At 41.3% G+C, this 16211-nt stretch carries 14 protein-coding genes and 1 pseudogene; 4 read left to right on the plus strand and 11 right to left on the minus strand.

Annotation, left to right across the window (positions count from 1 at the left end; all coding sequences use genetic code 11):
- Nucleotides 1-243 precede the first annotated feature (243 nt).
- The 11 genes and pseudogenes from AC3AQ9_RS04875 to AC3AQ9_RS04925 form a co-directional block, all read right to left on the minus strand.
- Nucleotides 244-942, minus strand: coding sequence for a DUF5694 domain-containing protein (locus tag AC3AQ9_RS04875; RefSeq protein ID WP_488306319.1), 699 nt, complete (start codon nucleotides 940-942; stop codon nucleotides 244-246).
- Nucleotides 943-1530: 588 nt separating this feature from the next.
- On the minus strand, nucleotides 1531-2280 hold the full coding sequence (locus AC3AQ9_RS04880; protein WP_488306320.1) for a hypothetical protein: 750 nt from the start codon (nucleotides 2278-2280) through the stop codon (nucleotides 1531-1533).
- A 401-nt stretch (nucleotides 2281-2681) separates the two neighbouring features.
- Nucleotides 2682-3182 carry a site-2 protease family protein gene (locus AC3AQ9_RS04885; RefSeq protein ID WP_488306825.1) on the minus strand — a complete coding sequence of 167 codons (501 nt, stop codon included), beginning with the start codon at nucleotides 3180-3182 and terminating at the stop codon, nucleotides 2682-2684.
- Between the two features lie 396 nt (nucleotides 3183-3578).
- Nucleotides 3579-4247: a DNA alkylation repair protein gene (locus tag AC3AQ9_RS04890; RefSeq protein WP_488306321.1), complete on the minus strand. Its 669-nt coding sequence runs from the start codon at nucleotides 4245-4247 to the stop codon at nucleotides 3579-3581.
- 497 nt (nucleotides 4248-4744) lie between these two features.
- Complete coding sequence (locus tag AC3AQ9_RS04895) at nucleotides 4745-5080, minus strand: hypothetical protein (protein ID WP_488306322.1); 336 nt, start codon at nucleotides 5078-5080, stop codon at nucleotides 4745-4747.
- Between the two features lie 327 nt (nucleotides 5081-5407).
- Nucleotides 5408-5971, minus strand: a pseudogene (locus tag AC3AQ9_RS04900) (SDR family NAD(P)-dependent oxidoreductase); the annotation flags it as partial.
- A gap of 316 nt (nucleotides 5972-6287) precedes the next feature.
- Nucleotides 6288-8414: a heavy metal translocating P-type ATPase gene (locus AC3AQ9_RS04905; protein WP_488306323.1), complete on the minus strand. Its 2127-nt coding sequence runs from the start codon at nucleotides 8412-8414 to the stop codon at nucleotides 6288-6290.
- Nucleotides 8415-8485: 71 nt separating this feature from the next.
- Nucleotides 8486-8689, minus strand: coding sequence for a copper chaperone CopZ (copZ, locus tag AC3AQ9_RS04910; RefSeq protein ID WP_488306324.1), 204 nt, complete (start codon nucleotides 8687-8689; stop codon nucleotides 8486-8488).
- Between the two features lie 78 nt (nucleotides 8690-8767).
- Nucleotides 8768-9055: a metal-sensitive transcriptional regulator gene (locus AC3AQ9_RS04915; protein ID WP_488306325.1), complete on the minus strand. Its 288-nt coding sequence runs from the start codon at nucleotides 9053-9055 to the stop codon at nucleotides 8768-8770.
- Nucleotides 9056-9178: 123 nt separating this feature from the next.
- Nucleotides 9179-10621 carry an MFS transporter gene (locus AC3AQ9_RS04920; RefSeq protein ID WP_488306326.1) on the minus strand — a complete coding sequence of 481 codons (1443 nt, stop codon included), beginning with the start codon at nucleotides 10619-10621 and terminating at the stop codon, nucleotides 9179-9181.
- Between the two features lie 30 nt (nucleotides 10622-10651).
- The gene (locus AC3AQ9_RS04925) at nucleotides 10652-10819 is read right to left on the minus strand and encodes a DUF1541 domain-containing protein (RefSeq protein ID WP_488306327.1); all 168 of its coding nucleotides are present in this window, start codon (nucleotides 10817-10819) and stop codon (nucleotides 10652-10654) included.
- Nucleotides 10820-12159: 1340 nt separating this feature from the next.
- On the opposite strand from AC3AQ9_RS04925, the gene AC3AQ9_RS04930 reads away from it, so the two are divergent.
- The 4 genes from AC3AQ9_RS04930 (at nucleotide 12160) to AC3AQ9_RS04945 (ending at nucleotide 15896) form a co-directional block, all read left to right on the plus strand.
- A complete protein-coding gene (locus AC3AQ9_RS04930; RefSeq protein ID WP_488306328.1) occupies nucleotides 12160-12366 on the plus strand; it encodes a hypothetical protein in 207 nt (68 codons plus the stop codon).
- An 875-nt stretch (nucleotides 12367-13241) separates the two neighbouring features.
- Nucleotides 13242-13949, plus strand: a complete 708-nt coding sequence (locus AC3AQ9_RS04935) for a DUF421 domain-containing protein (protein ID WP_488306329.1) — start codon at nucleotides 13242-13244, stop codon at nucleotides 13947-13949.
- A gap of 469 nt (nucleotides 13950-14418) precedes the next feature.
- Complete coding sequence (locus AC3AQ9_RS04940; protein ID WP_488306330.1) at nucleotides 14419-15117, plus strand: Na-translocating system protein MpsC family protein; 699 nt, start codon at nucleotides 14419-14421, stop codon at nucleotides 15115-15117.
- A gap of 71 nt (nucleotides 15118-15188) precedes the next feature.
- Entirely contained in the window at nucleotides 15189-15896 is a 708-nt protein-coding gene (locus tag AC3AQ9_RS04945; protein ID WP_488306331.1) for a Na-translocating system protein MpsC family protein, read from the plus strand.
- The last annotated feature ends 315 nt before the right edge of the window (nucleotides 15897-16211 follow it).

Below are 16211 nucleotides of genomic sequence, written 5' to 3' on the forward strand. Positions count from 1 at the left end.
CTTTGGATATTTTGGGATTTTTTTACTCCTTCCTATTCTATTCTGTAAACTTTTCATCAACCCTTTCGACGTTGGCATTATTCATCGGAATGCCACAACTGTTCGAAAAAGCTTTCTACTGATCAAAAAGTCTTTTTGTATTTTGAGTTTTCTCCCTAAAAAAGGAACCTCGTTATCAAGTTCCTTTCTTACTATGAGCTTTAATACGTAAACCGATTTCTACTCAAGGTTTCTTTTTCTCGATTAAAACAAATTTTGTTTCTCAAATGGATTAATTACCAGCCAGCCTCTTCCTTCGAAAAGTTGTTTTAACTTCCAAATATGATCGCCTCCCACGATTACCAAGATCCGTTCTTTTGGTTTTTCTACTATTTCACTAATGTTCTTTACAATAGTCATTTCTCTCTCAATCCATTTGCTTAAGAAGGATACACCGATATTTTGTCCATTCTTTTCAACGGACAAAAAAGAAAGATACATCTGTTCCAAGTCTTGGATCAATTCCTCCTTATTCAAGCAATGATAAGCTTCCAGTAAGGTTTGGTCAGCGCGAATCGCAGCACTTTTTTCGCTGAAAGCTTCCACCTTTTGCAAAACATCGGGGTAGTCTTCTTGAACCGTTTGATTCAATTCCACCATTTCCTCCGGAGTTAATGCCCCAGTCCAATTAACCGCGAATACTTCAGAGTGATTCAGTTTCGTTGCTAACCTGAATCCTATTTGTTCAATTTCATGCATTTCATAATTTGCTTCGCTCTCGGTAAAGCGCTTGTTTAACTTCTCCTGCTCACTTTTTTCCCACTCCACAGCAATTTTGGTCGGTTTAAATACTGAAAGAAAATCAACAAGGTCCAAAATTTCACCCTGCTTATTGATTAGGACGTCTTCTTGATAAGCAAAATGATATGTACCCACTAAGATAATCTCCGTGTCTTTCTGCATTCGGCTTTTCACCTCTTTCTTTTCTGTGATAAGTGCGTTGATCAAATATTTTCATACTGATCAATGCGACTCATCGGAACTTTTGTTGCATTCAATCAAAACAAAGTGTCATTACTTCTTGCTTTTTCGATACCATCTAAAGCTTCATTTTGAATTTTTAAGGACAGTTCCTCTTTCCACATAATATAAGGCTCGATATCATACGGGAATTTCTGGGTCAAACGTCTTTTTAAGCCTCCATACTACCTTATCATCTGCCAACCATTTTCTGTTTGAGCTTTAAAATCAATGATTTGGCCGTCATATATTTAAGTGACGAACAGGACCCGCTAAAGGCTTTAATAAGGGGATGACATGCTAATGACAAAAAGAAGCGATGCGATGCAGAAATATATGAGTGGTTTGTCTCGTTTAGCCACCTTTTTTTCAATGAGTAAGTAAAGCAAAAATGCTACCCAGATACTGCAGAATGCAGCAATATATATTTCCATTTAGCACCTTCCTTTTCATAAGAATTTGTCCATTCTGATGTAACTTAACTGCATTTTTGTTACATTCAGAAATCTGATTTACCTGACTATTCCGGTTCTATATCGACACCTCATCTAATCCGAAATGTTCAGTTAGCGAGCGTTTCCGACCTACGTTGTACCACTTATGGTATTCTTTAAAAACTGCCTTGATGTTGTATTGGTAGCGCTCTTCCACTAGGTACTTAACAAAAAGAAAACTTCGCCAGTAATCGAACATGATGCTGGATAAGCTGGCTTGATAGGAATTGCTTCCAAATTCGTCAAGGGACCGGTTTCCGTATTCTTCTGTAAACACGACCACTAATTCCTTTTCGTTTGTTGATACTTCATCAAATTCCCTAACCATCAAAAGGAATTTTCTGGGCAAATACTGACACATGCCTTCTTCAAACCAAACGCCGTCTTCTCTTGCGTCTTCGAAGTCGTCTAGAAACAAGTCGGAATGATGGGTCAATTCATGGCCCAATATGGTAAGCATGTGATTCTCTGAAAGCTGTTCATAGAAACGTTGAATGTGAGGAAGGTTTTTTCCATCCAACTGCCGGATAAACAGCTTTCTCCAAGCCGTAATATCCGGTGTTATGTAGATTGTTTCTTTATTCGTAAAGGCGGGAATTGGGAGATTCGAAAATAATGTGGTTGCCGCTTCTGCGGAAGTCCAGACCACTCCTTTTGGTTTGTCTGCTAAGGCATACTCTGCTTCTAAGAATCGTTGATAGTCGCTCAACCGCTTGCTGAAACGCTGAATAATACCCTGAAAATCCTCATACTCCCTTATGTCTTCAAAGGCATAAATATGCTTCATTTATTAAACCCCTTCTTTTTATATTTTATTTAGACCATATAAAAAATTATTGCTCCTTAAATAGTGTCAACACTCTCATATGAAATTTAACGTATGATGGATAGGAATATTTTAAACAAGAAACCGTTCGTAAAAGGACCGTATTTCAGACGAAAAGAGGGAAAAGTGCTACTTGAATCCGCCTCTTCTCCCTCTTTATATTTTCGGCAACTACCGATAGTCCCCCATATGCAAACTTACTTTCCCTTAATAAACACCTAAAATGAATCTTTAATCCAAATAGATCCCTTTTTGATAATCAACTCATTTAATGGGCTGAGACAATGCTTTTAAGGTTTCACAAACATGCCGATTCATCCAGTCCTGGATAAATGACCATCATATACATTCAAAAATTCTTCTCAATAAACTGCTTTACTTTGTTTTCGGTTTTCTTTTATCAGGTTTGAAATCTGTAATCCATCACTTGGACCACCACCTAAAAATGGAGGATAATTAAACGGAATTAATGGAGTTGCAAATAGAAAAAAACTAGCGCCTGCAAGATTGATCAGGATATTGCCTGCCACACCAGAAAAGAAATGGGAGATAACGTAAAGTGCTGCAAAACCTAACAATGATGCGAGCGGTCCACCTGTTAGGATAAGAAGTCTTTGTTTAAATGTAAGTGGTAGCAATTCTTCCCGGTTCGAAGGCTGGCTGAACCCGTAAAGCGCTATGGTTAGATAGCAGGTAATTCTGCCAAGAGGCAGCTTCAGTTTTTTCTCTTTACTTGATGAACCCAAAAAGACCTCTGCTTTTGCTTTCTTATTTTGTAAAATTGTTGCAACTGCATGGCCCATTTCATGTATAAAAAGTGCCGTTGAGATAATAAGTAGAATTACAACCACTTCAATGAGCATCCACAAAATGTTCGCCTCCATTTTCTTAAGCGTAATAGTGGTTTTACAACACTTCGACATTTGATAAACAGTTTGAGTTCAATAGTTGGCTACACACTGAAAAATGACTTTCTTAGGTCCACTTTTAAAGTTCGACTAATTATGACTATATATTTCGGAAGGATACAGGCCGCCATTTCGCCTTCTTTTTTCTCTAGATAATCAGGAGCAGATTAAAATGGTTCAATGCTAGAAAGAATATTTTGAAATTATAAATTTTATTTTACCATTTATTATAATACAATCTATTACTTTCTATAATTTATAATTTTGTCACTTAAATAACCGTTCGTAAAAGACACTTTTCTGAACAAAAAAGGAAAGAAGCTTCATTTGAAGATTCTTTCCTTTCGGTAACTATTTATAATTTCGTTTATTAACTTCAATTGAAATGAACTCCGGCAAATAATTGGGAGTACATCCTTTGGATACCATTTCATCTTTGTAAAGACCCGTATTCTCCCCAATTTTCATACAGCGTGTACGATTCTTTTCATCATAAACACCTATCCAGCCTGCGGTGAAATTCATAGCCCATTGAACTTCAGGTTCTTCCTGCGTAATATTCGCTTCTATTGCAGCCAGCAAATTTGCGGTGTTATCAGGCGGCGTTTGCCCAGTCCATCTCAATCGGCCTTGATGATACCAGAAAGCCCGCCTTTGGAGAGCAGAAGGGCTATTTTCCCAAGACTCCATCAATGCAATGTTTTTCTTATCTTTCATGAGCTGTTTAGCCATTAACCAATCCATCAAGTTATTTCTCTCATCAAAAGAATGTGTCTGCATATCCTGATCAAGCTCATTCAGCACATCTTGAGAAAGAAGTTTTTTGTCCATAATTAAGATCGCTAATAGTCGGGGCAAAAACTCTCCGGTTGACCAAAGTTCCATAGCTAGTCCGTGATCTTTTTTAATGTCCTTCGCGATTTTTCGTAAGTCGCCTAGCTTAGTTTTACTAGTAATATGAGATAGAATCTCTTCTGCTTTTGAAGAGCGTTTGATTTCTGTATCTTTTTTTTCAACCATTTTATACAGCTCCTTTATTAAAACACTGTTTCGTAATTTGTCCTTGACGCTATATATCAAGAACATCATTTCGTTATAAATCCAAAAATTACCTTTGTTAATAGTGTAGCATATATCGTTTAAATGCTTTCTCCACCTGTAATAGAAGAGCAGCTCATTATAATATAATACGGTGCTGCACCCTAAAAACTACTGTCTTTCTTTTTTTATTCAGTGCTCTGTTTTAGCCTTTAATCGCTGTTTTTTCTTTTTTGAGAACACTCCTATCAACAAAACGACTACGCCTACTATACTTCCAATAAATTCAGCGATATAAAAATCTCCATCACGTATGAAACGGATTAGGAAACCTCCTCCAAAAATAAGAATGATCAATAAACCTAAACTTATGTACGAGTTTCGATTTTTCATGTTGTTCCCCTATCTTAAGAAAAATTTTTTTACATAACATGATTACCGATAAGTCATATTCACACGTATGTCTTCTCAACTGTTTTTTAATTATCGCTTTGTTCATTAATAACGATGCCGATATTTTTCAATTGATCTTCGAGGCACTTTCGTTTCACTTTTCCGTTTTCTTGATTTGCAACTGGATACTCTTTAGTCGAAAAAACCGGCGCATCAAAACTTAGCCAAATATCGCGATAAATTTTGTGTGCATCTTTGACTGCTAAAAAGTCTCCATTACCCAGTTCAATATCGTCATCTACCCCAAATTGAAATCGACAACAACTGCATATGTCGAATGAGCCGTCTTTCAAGTCATTCACGTCAGCATATGCAGGTTCTTTCAAATCTTTATAACCACATATCGGACAAATATACTTCATATGGCGTTAAGCCTCCTTTGTTCGTTAAATGTTGCCTTTGCTTGAGCATCGGAGGTTCCGGTTGCTCGTTAAAGAGGCATTCCACTACAACTGTACAACTGTCCCGCGTTTCGTTAATACGAAAGTGTTTCGGAGAGCAAAGCTGCTTGTACCGGGCCATCTGGTTCAAGGCATCCCGGTAATTGCGCGCATGGTAAGGAGCCAACACACTCGGCGGACACTGTGCTGGTACAAAGTTCGTGGCGAAGGGTAACTGGGCATCGCGAATTATTTCTTAAGCTTTAATGCCCATCCGGCGGAACGCTGCCCTCCACGCTTCCGGAATTTTTATATAGCAAGAAGCGCTAGCGCCAGCTTAGCTGAGTCTCCCCCTTGCTTGCCGCTCATGGAATCCCATGCCGTACGCGTTTGTTCCATGCGCTCACAGTAATCATCGATTGACAGGTCCGGCCAGATTCTTGACTCTGGCTCCAGCAGATCGGTGCGGAAAAAGCCCGGCTCCACGATGGTGGTATTGATGCCATAAGGTTCTACATCCAATTGCAGTGTTTCCATCCAGCCTTCCAGCGCAAACTTGGACGTGCAGTAAGCGGAACAAAAGTCTTCGCCGACCAATCCGGCGGTGGAAGAAATTGAAATGATAGGGCCGGAACGGGCTTTTCGCATAACGGGCAGTACCGCTCGCGTAACATTCATCGGGCCAATCAGGTTCGTGGCCAATTGCTTCTCAATATGGGAAAGGCTCAGTTCCTCGAAGTTGCCGGCATTATTCACCAGCACATCGATGGTTCCAAAGCGTCCTACAGCTGTCTTCATCGCAGCATCCGCTTCTGCAAGATTTGTGATGTCCAATTTTACGGTCAGTAAATTCTCTGTCTCGCCGATAGCTTCGACTACTGTTTGATATTCTTAAAAAAATAATAACAAATCTTTTTCAGAGGTTAAAACCTCTAAACCTAAAAAGCCCCCTATCCATAAAAGGCAAGGGTGTAAGTTGTGATTAGTCTCTTCTCCCCCTCTATAATCAAGGAGCTACAGTTGAAATGTTCATAAATAAACTATAAAACTTTATTTAATTATCCAAAGTATTCAAACCTATGCTTGGCTTTAGCCTATTAAAAAATAGTGCCTCCAAAAGTTAAAGTGAAATCAACTTTTGAGAGGCACCTTTTCTCTTGTAGGCAATCGAACACGGTATAAAAATGATTTAATTGGTTAGTTTTAATGCCATCGCATTGATAGCCACGATCACAGTGGAAACGGACATCAGAACCGCTCCGGCTGCAGGAGCTAGCGTAATCCCAATGGAGGCTAAAACACCAGCAGCGACAGGAATGGCAATAAAGTTATAACCGGCTCCCCAAACGAGGTTTTGCTTCATTTTACCGGTTGTTTTATTGGCCAATTCGATAAAGGATTCAATATCCCCTGGATCCGACTGCGTCAAAATCACATCAGCGGAATCGATAGCGACTTGAGTGCCGGCTCCGACTGCGACACCAACGTCGGCCATCGCAAGGGATGGCGCATCGTTTACGCCATCGCCGACCATGATAACGGTTTGCCCTTTATTTTTCAGTGATTCAACCAAGTCATATTTATCTTGTGGAGATTGATTGGCTCTGTATTCAATGCCCAGTTCCTCTGCTACCCCTTGGGCGGCCGTTTCATTGTCACCCGTAGCCATTATTGGTTGTATACCGTTACGTTTCAAGGCCTGTATCAGCGTTTTACTCGTTTCTTTTAATTCATCACCTAATGCGACCGTGCCGATCGGTTTTCCGTCTTCAACCAATACGCTTAATGTGGCCCCTTTCGGAACATTCACTGACACATCTTTTCCAAATGCCTTTTGACTGATCAATTGATAATTGTGGCCATTGGCGTTTCCTTCCACACCGGCACCCGGCACGACTTCAATCGAATCAAAGCTGGCAGGCTGAATCCCCTGCTTCTCAGCGTAATGAATAATCGATTGGGCGATCGGATGGCTAGATCCGCCTTCAATCCCTATCATAATGGCCGCGATTTCAGTTACGGTATGTTGGCCATCCAGTGTTTCCATGTTCAGTACTTTAAATTCTCCAGTAGTCAATGTGCCTGTTTTATCCAGGATCATCACATCGGCCTTGTTTGCTAGTTCCAATGCTTCCCGGTCTTTCACCAATAATCCGCGGTTTGCACCCAAACTGGTGCTTCGTGCAATCACTAAAGGGATGGCAAGGCCGAGAGCGTGCGGACAAGCGATAACCAAGGTCGTGACCGTAAAGAGAATCGCGGTTTGGATATCCGCTATATACAGCCAAACACCGAACGCGCTGACGGCTGCCGCAATGGCGATATAAAATAACCAGCCTGCTACTTTTTGGGCCAAATTTTCAGCTCTTGAAGGCTGATTTTGAGCCTGGCTAATCAGGGTTTGAACTTGAGAAATGAACGATTGGTCTCCCGTTTCCTGCACTTCAAGATACAAGATGCCTTCACCGTTTGTAGAACCGCCGATCACTTTGTTTCCAATTCCTTTTTCAACAGGTTTGGATTCTCCCGTCAGCAAGGCTTCATTAATCCGGGAGGACCCGCGCTTGATGATGCCATCGGCAGGAACGTTTTCGCCTGCCTGAACACGTACGAGGTCTCCGACTTTTAAGTCGGTTACTGGACGCGTCTCAATCGAATCGTCTTCCAATACCACTTGCGCATCTTTCGGCATTAATTCAGCGAGCGATTTTTGCGCATCCCCTGCTTCTCCGACAGCTTTCATTTCAATCCAGTGCCCAAGGAGCATAATCAAGAGCAAGGAAGCGAATTCAAAGAAGAAGTCCATGATGTGTTCGCCGGTCATATAACGGGCCAGCACTGCGTAAATGCTATACAGATACGAAACCGATATCCCTAATGAAACAAGGGCCATCATGCCTGGCGCTTTTTGTTTAAATTCAACTATCGCACCTTGAAAGAAAGGTTTTCCGCCATAAACCAGTAATATGGTTGCCAATACAGCGACTACAATGTCCGAGTACGGAAAGGTGAATTGAAACGGAAGCCTAACGTCCATCATTGGCGACAATAACAGAATGACAATTCCCAACGGCAGAGACTTCAAAAAAATTTCTTTGAAGTTCCCGTGGTGATGGTGGTCATGTTCATGCCCGCTGTGATTGGAATGAACATGATGATCATGATTCTGGGATGGATGGCTGTGGTCATGAATGCCCTCTTCCACTTGTGCTTCATGATAGGCATGCCCGACATGTTCAGAATGGTCCATTTTAACATAATCCGTATGTTCAAAGTGAGAATCGTGATTAGGATGATTTGTTTTATTCTTTGTCATTTGGTGCGCCTCCATTCTATACTACCTGGGGGTATATTTATTTTAAAAGTAAAGAGTGCTGTGCAGCACCCTTATACGACTTCATATCCTTGTTCTTCGATTGTTTCCTGGATTTCGTTCAATGATGTTTGGCTCTTGTCATAAGCCACGGTCACTTCCCCTTTGCCCAGGTCCACTTTCACAGAAGAGACCCCTTGCAATTCACCGACGCTCGATTCGACCGCATTCACGCAATGCGCGCAAGACATGCCTTGTACTTTTACTGTTTCATTCATTGGTTTTGCCTCCTAGGATAAGATTTCCCTAAACATAAAATACCCTCTTGCGGTATGTTAATTGTTTTGCTTCGTCATTTACTTTGTCATGGTCTTCATGACATCCATCAATTCCTGGATCGCTTCTTCGCCTTGGTTTTCCTTGATGGCTTTTGACACGCAGTGATGGGTGTGGTCTTCCAATAAAGCCAGCGACACTTTGTTCATCGCCGATTGAATGGCGCTGACTTGGTGCAGGATATCCACACAATACCGATCGTTTTCCACCATCTGATGGACCCCGCGGACCTGGCCTTCAATCCGTTTTAACCGGTTCAACAGCTGCTGCTTATTGGGTTGTACTGTGGTTTTCATTGTTTGTTCCATTCGCCGAACCTCCCGAATCAATATACCCTATACCCGTATCATACCGATATTTTTTTTGTTTGTCAAAGTAACTGATTCGTTTAGCTCTCCATTTTTCGTTTTGAAAATAAACACCTTTAAGGCCTATTCCTCTGCAGGAATTTGTGCGAACTCAGGCGTACGTACAAATATTAGCGACAGGATTGCTCCGGCAAATGCTACTATTCCAGACCAGAAGAACGCTTGCTGGAACCCTGCATTCAATGCCACGATCGGATCAGCGGAGCCGCTTGAAGCTGTCGCCGCGCCGGCAATCGCCACCATGGCGGCCAATCCGATAGCAGATCCTATTTGATAAAACGTATTGTACAGACCTGATGCCAGTCCCGATCTTTCCCTTTCGACTGCAGACACCGATGCTGTTGTTGCCGGCAAATATGCAAGGGCATTACCGAGTGCTGCCAGTAATGAGGCGAGTAAGACGTTCGTCCAATAATTCCCCTCGATTGTCGCTGTCTGGGAAAATAGGATGGACCCGATTCCGAGAATGATAAACCCGATAATCATGGTTTTCTTGATGCCCAGTTTAGCCATCAACTTTTCTGCTACTGCGATCATGAAGATGGCCATTAAAATCGGCATCGGCAGCAAGGCCATCGCTCCGCCCAATGGCGAAAGCTGCAGCACTTGCTGCAGGTACAGCACCAAAATGTAGATTAACGGGAACCACGATGCCGCAATCAGGAATACGGAAATGTTGCCGATGGTCAAGTTAGACGACTTAAAAATATTCAGTGGCACAAGCGGATCTTTTTTCTTGGCCTGAACCGACAGGAATATCAAGAACAGTGCGCCACCGACTGTCAATGCCGCTAAGGTATTAAACGACTGCCAGCCGCTTTGCTCCGCCATGACAATTCCATATACAATCAGCATAAGCGAAACAGTCACTAACACCGCTCCCAGATAATCGACACGGCCGGCCGCTCTTCGTACGCTCTTTTGCAAAAGCTTTGGCGATAAGCTCAGTACGATAAGACTGAGCGGGACATAAATCAATAGCGTCCAGCGCCAACCGAACAATTCGGTAATCACGCCGCCGAACACGATGCCCAGTGCTCCACCGGCAGCTCCGGAAAGCCCCCAGAACGCCAGAGCTTTCCCCATTTCTTTCGGGTTGGCGGAAAACAGCAGCATAATTAGGGACAATGCCGCTGGCGCAATGAAAGCAGAAGCCAATCCCTGGGCACCCCGTGCCACGTTCAGGCTCATTTCACTCCAAGCCAGACCGGCAAATAACGAAGATACGATTAAAATAATGACACCTAAATTAAAGATGCGTCGGTTGCCAAATAAATCCGCTAGTCTTCCACCCAAAAGCAGGAAACCGCCAAAGAAAAGAAGAAAAGCGCTCATGACCCATTGCAGGCTTTCCTGGCTATATCCGAGTGTTTCTTTAATGGAGGGCAAAGCAATCTGGACAATCGCCGAGTCCATCATCACAAGAAAGTTTGCAAAGCACAGAAGTGCTAACGCTTTCCAGCGTATTGGATCCGCTTGTTGAATCGTTGGTGTATGTGTTGCCATGGTTACATCTCCTTCTAATTTTTAGTTAGGCTACAGAAAGTTCACTTTCTGCAGCCCATTTATGTTTTTTTGTTCGCCGCCGGTTGACGGTGTGTATGAAAGGGCATAGAACGCCGTTTCGCAGGCGCCGATAATAACCGTTTCAGCGCCGTTCATTACCTCCATAAGATCCGTGTTTATAATAGCTTTTCTGCCCACTTCATATATCGGATTCTCAGCTACTTTCAGCCCTTAGACATTCTGCCATGCCCATCTCTGCATCCCTTCATGATTCATATTTGTATGTGTCTCTTCCTGTCCGACACTGGAACATTCCCTTAACAGGACACCAAGCAAAACAATTAGAAAAATGAATACCCTATACAGCTAAGGGGTATATAGAAGCGTGAAAAAATTTGTCAACCCCCTTATCCTAATCAACTACTCTAAGAACCATCTCCACGCTTTCGACATAGTCACTGCAGAATATTCATCAAACATACAAGCAAATTCTTCGCATTTTTTCTGTTAATCCTCACTTCTTTTTATTTCTCCAAGGTTTTCAGATTTGAGAGGGATCATCTCTAACTCTTCTAATTCCTACCACAACACACTCTTCATCAAATGAAGCTATGGTTCAGCCGCTCCGAAGAAATCAAATTTGCTTCCAGGTAATCTAACAACTTCACAAAAACAATATACAATACCCCCCTATAGTATGTAAAGAGATTTTAATCGTTCATTTGAAAAAAATTGCTGCTTTATAGATTTAGCAACTGGTTGGACGTTTTTCACTGTGATGAAGAGAAAACTGATGAATCGCACCTAGCCATTTAGCTTATCGATAATTAGGTAAACCATCACCCAAAACTATTTTAAAAGCAAATAGGTACATCAATTGCTATTGCAGGATGCCCTTCGCTAAACATGAATAAATTAACTACCGATGTCATTTTCTGTAGATCCGAGCTCAAACTAAGAAAAAAAGGAGAGCCCGATCATTAGAATTCGTTTTGCCCTCTATGATTCAATGTCGAAAAGTGATCAAGCTTCCGCACAATTTCCCGGTGTAGAAAATTTCGGTTGTGAGAACCGCTTGGCTTGCAGAAGCGTCAGGCACCTTTAATTGTTTTTCTCGTTCTACTTCTTTTAAACAAACGATCATAAAAGTGCATTCTTGCAAAAATAAAAAGGAGAGAAGCAAAGACTATTTCTTGCACTCTTCTCTCCCTTTGTATTTAAACTGCTTCTGATAATTCCTGAAATGTAAATTCGTACCTACTCCAACTTTCAGTTTTAAAACTATAGTGAACAGCTTTTGAATGTAACATTTTCTCTATGAACTTCAATTTCTCTTACACCTCTTCAAAGTTCAATGGAATAAATGTTTTTAATGTAACTTAATTGCTAATAAGTTACATTAAAAATTCTGCAAACTTTTCGTTAAAGTTCCTCTTTTTTGAAAAAATGAAACTTAGTTGGAAATCAAACAGTATATTAATTAATAAAAGACTTAAAAAGTTTAAGGATTATTTAAATATTTAAAGGAGGCGATAAACATGAAATTTTTTTACTGGCATCTGTCGGATAGAGAGAAATTTATTCGGTCACTTTGGACAGGTGTATTGGCGTTAGGGTTTTTATATGTTGCCGCTTACATGTATGAAGGTGGTTTATTCGTTAAATTTTATTTACCAATAATCGTAACTATAGGCATGTTGATTTCGCTAGTTTATAAGTATCGAAAATACAAAAAAGCAGTGTAACCTAGAGCATATAAATTTCCTTAACGCTGAATTTGAATGTAACTTAATTCACAACAAGTTACATTCAGTTCTTAGTATTAAAGTGCTTTACATTGAAAATATTTCCAATTTCAATATTAAGACTTGGTATGCAGAGACTACCCTTATTTAGCGGTCAGTTCTACTTCTTTAGGAATCAGAACGTGACGGCGTAAATGACGTAAACAAAATCAGCAAAGATAAAAATATACCTGTTTTTCCCAGATATAAGAATACTGCCATGGGATATAAGATATTCCTTTTATAAAATGATAAAGCCAAAACAACAAAAATAGTGTAATAGGAGCACCAGAAAGAAAATGAAAAATCCTTGGTTCCTTCCAAAATGTCCTGTTCTAAACTTATAAATAATTGTCTCCAGATTCCAGTAAATGCAGCTACAGATTCCACTTCATGAAAGCGCTACATTTTGTTTTGCCAATTTCTTTGCAGTTTGAAGCCTTAATGACAGATATTTGCGTTCTATCGTTTTACTCGCCTTACATTATAAAGGCCCTCTGTAATGCTCTCCTCCGTTCCCATCATTCAAGGAATGCTTCTCCTATCGCTTACTTCTCACACTCTTTCCTATCTTTTTAGTACGGGCTCTTTATATCATTTCAACATCGAACTTCTCCCCCACATTTAATGGCAGGATAAAAAGACCATAGGCACATTACACGATGGACATAGGTCACTTTTTTGATGACACACTTAAAAAATAGGCAGTTATCCAATCGGTTAACAAAGTGCATAAAAGGGGTATGGTTGATAAATATTTTAACTAACACAAGTTCATCTTTTTTTAATTTAAGGAATTGAACAATCACCGATCCATAAGTGGAGGAGGGAACGCAATGATGTACATGGAGATTGCTTTGAAGCTGTTTTTCGGTTTAATTGCCTTGCTGGTTGTGACGCGCCTGCTCGGGAAAAAAGAGATGTCCCAGCTTACCCCTTTTGATTTCATTTACTCGATTGTTCTGGGAGGCATTTTGGAAGAAAGCATCTACGATGACCAGGTTAATCCCCTTCATGTTTGGTATGCCGTTGCTTTATGGGGAATCATGCTGTTTGTTATGGAACGGTTATCGAAGAAATACGACCGGATCCGTGTTTTCCTCAAAGGCGAGACATCCATTCTGATCCAAAATGGCGAATTCAATATAAAGGAACTGGAAGCCAACCACCTGGAAATGGAACAACTGCGAACCATGCTTCGGGAACATGGAGTCTTTTCTTTGCGGGAAGTCCGCGACTTATATTTGGAACCCGGCGGCACCATTAGCTTAAGAAAATATTCAAAGTTCGAAAATGTCACTCCGCAGATGCTCCAATTGGAACCGGCCGATGAATCGCTGAACTTTTTGTTTGTGGATGACGGCAAAATTAACGAAGAGATCTTGAAATATGTTGGAAAATCAAAAGAATGGCTATACGATGAATTGCGAAATGAAGGATATTCCAGTGTCCAAGATATTTTGTATGCGGAATGGTCTGAAACGAATGGGTTTTTTATCAAAGATTACACAGAAAATAAAGACGGCGTTCGAAAAGGAAATTAAAAGCGGATAAAATTCCCGCTGTTGAAACATAAAAGCCGTTATCGAGGATGAAGATTGGAGTTTAAACTTTCCCCCTTTTTCCATTATAATCTTAAATTTTTCGGTTAATTTATAGCCAAAAATAGAAAAGGAAGCAAATCGATTAAGAAGCAGTAGTAATGAGGTTTTCTTTACATCATTCAGAATAAACGGTATAGTTTCTTCAATAGTACAAGAATACTGAAACAAGCCACTAACCTTTTGGGTATAAAAAAATATAAGCGGGCAGGGTATTCCAGACAATAGTGCTGGCAGTAACGCCAAAAAGAAAGTACTTTTCTTTTTGGCGTTTTTTTATATAGGCAGCATAAATGTGGCGAAGCAAGGTTTCACTGTTCAGCCAGCTAAATGGAACGGGGATTGGGGAAGCATACTAATTCTTCCTGCCTGTAACATGCCCCTATAATTTGTTTCGAAAGGAGTTTCTCTAATGACCCACCAACAGAATGTCAGAACCCTTATTTCTCAATACGCTGAACAATTTTTAGAAGAACATTTCGGCGAGAAGCCGGATAACGTATCCGTCATCCTGACTCCCCCGTTTCTTCTCATCCACTTGGCAGGATTTCTATTGCCGGCTGAAAAGATGTTCGTGGAACGCCGGGAATGGAACCGTGTGCTTGAAACGCGGGACTTAATGTTCCATTCTTTAACGGTTGAGCTCTTGACGGGGCTTCAAGAATACATCGGCCAGCCGCTGACAGCGTTGTATGCCGATTGGAATTTAGAAAAAAAGAGTGGATTGCTGATCATCCCTTTGGAAAAAGGTCAGGTGCCGGACGAATGGTCTTGGCCGGAAGCCGTAGATCAGGAGACCTTGAAGGAAATCATTCTCTTGAATAGCATTCGCACCCAAAAGAAGCCGGATCAGACAATTTTTTATTGGTTGAGCGACCAAATCCTGTTGATTGAGCGCATCGGCATTCTTGTGGATATCGAAAAAAACCTGGTTCAAAACGGAGTCATCGAAGAATTGCGTTTGGCCAAGCGGCCCTTGGAACACCGGATCACCAAGCTGTTCAACCTGGAATCGTTGCTGAACAGCCCAGTCCAGGATCTCTTTGTGGATTGGAATTTCCAACAGGACTTCAGTTACATGGTCCTGATGCTGGAAAAGCGGCCAACCTAAAACCGCCATTACACAATTTATCCTTATAGTAAAAGACTGGCTCTCATTGGGCTGGGAAGGAGCTGTTAGCTATGCCGAAAGAAAGAACCATCCAAGCAGAAATAGGCGGGTATGTTTCAACTATCCTGCGGAACCATTTTGGGAAAGGCCCCACTTCCGTTTATGTCACGATTGCCCGGCCTTTCATCACCATTCACTTCAGGGGAGTCATCAGCCCAATCGAGAAAACCCTGCTTAAGCAAAATGAACGGAAACGGGTCTTGGAAACAAGAGACTTGTTACTGAATGACCTAAAACCCCGCATTCTCGAAGAGCTTCGGAACATAACAAAGTTGGAATTCACGGAACTATATGCCGATTGGAATCTTGAATTGGAGACCGGGCTATTACTCGGAATCATGGAAGAAAAGCCGGAACAAGAAGAGCTGGCATGGCAACATAAGCAAGAGAAAGAACGCTTTCATCAGAAAATCGAACAAGTGCATGAAGAAGCGGAACGAAAGCCGGGCCGGATTGAAAGCTATTGGCTCAGCAACCGGACGCTGCTCGTGAAGCGGGTGGATATTTTGGTCGGGATCGAGAAGGCCTTGATCGCTGAAGGGTACACTGAGGTCTTAAAGTTGGCCAAACGTCCGCTGGAGCGGACCCTGCTTGAAAAAGTCGGATTACAAGAGGCACTAAAGCAGAAAATCCAGGAAACGTTTATGGATTGGAATTTTGACCAGGATGTGGGCTATGTCGTTTTTGTCTTGGAACAGGATTCGCCAAGCCGCAAATAATTGTACAAATTTTTCCTAAGACAGACGATTTTACTTCCCTTTATAGGAAATAAAAATCCGTTGTGTACGATGAAAACCGATTTTCCTGAATTTGTATACCACAGGCAGTATCATTGACCCATCCAAGCGACAAAAGTGTAATTGGGCAACTATTTGCTCAATAAAATGTTTATCCCATGACTCGGGAATATAGAATGCGTTCAAGTAGGCCAGCTAATAGCGCTGGTGATAACCCCGAAAAGAGTGTAAAGCTCTTTTCGGGATTTTTGCGTTTTCGGAACACTTAAAAATTGAAGTTTGGCGGTTCGAGCCATT

The sequence above is a fragment of the Planococcus sp. VCh962 genome (genome assembly GCF_057748275.1).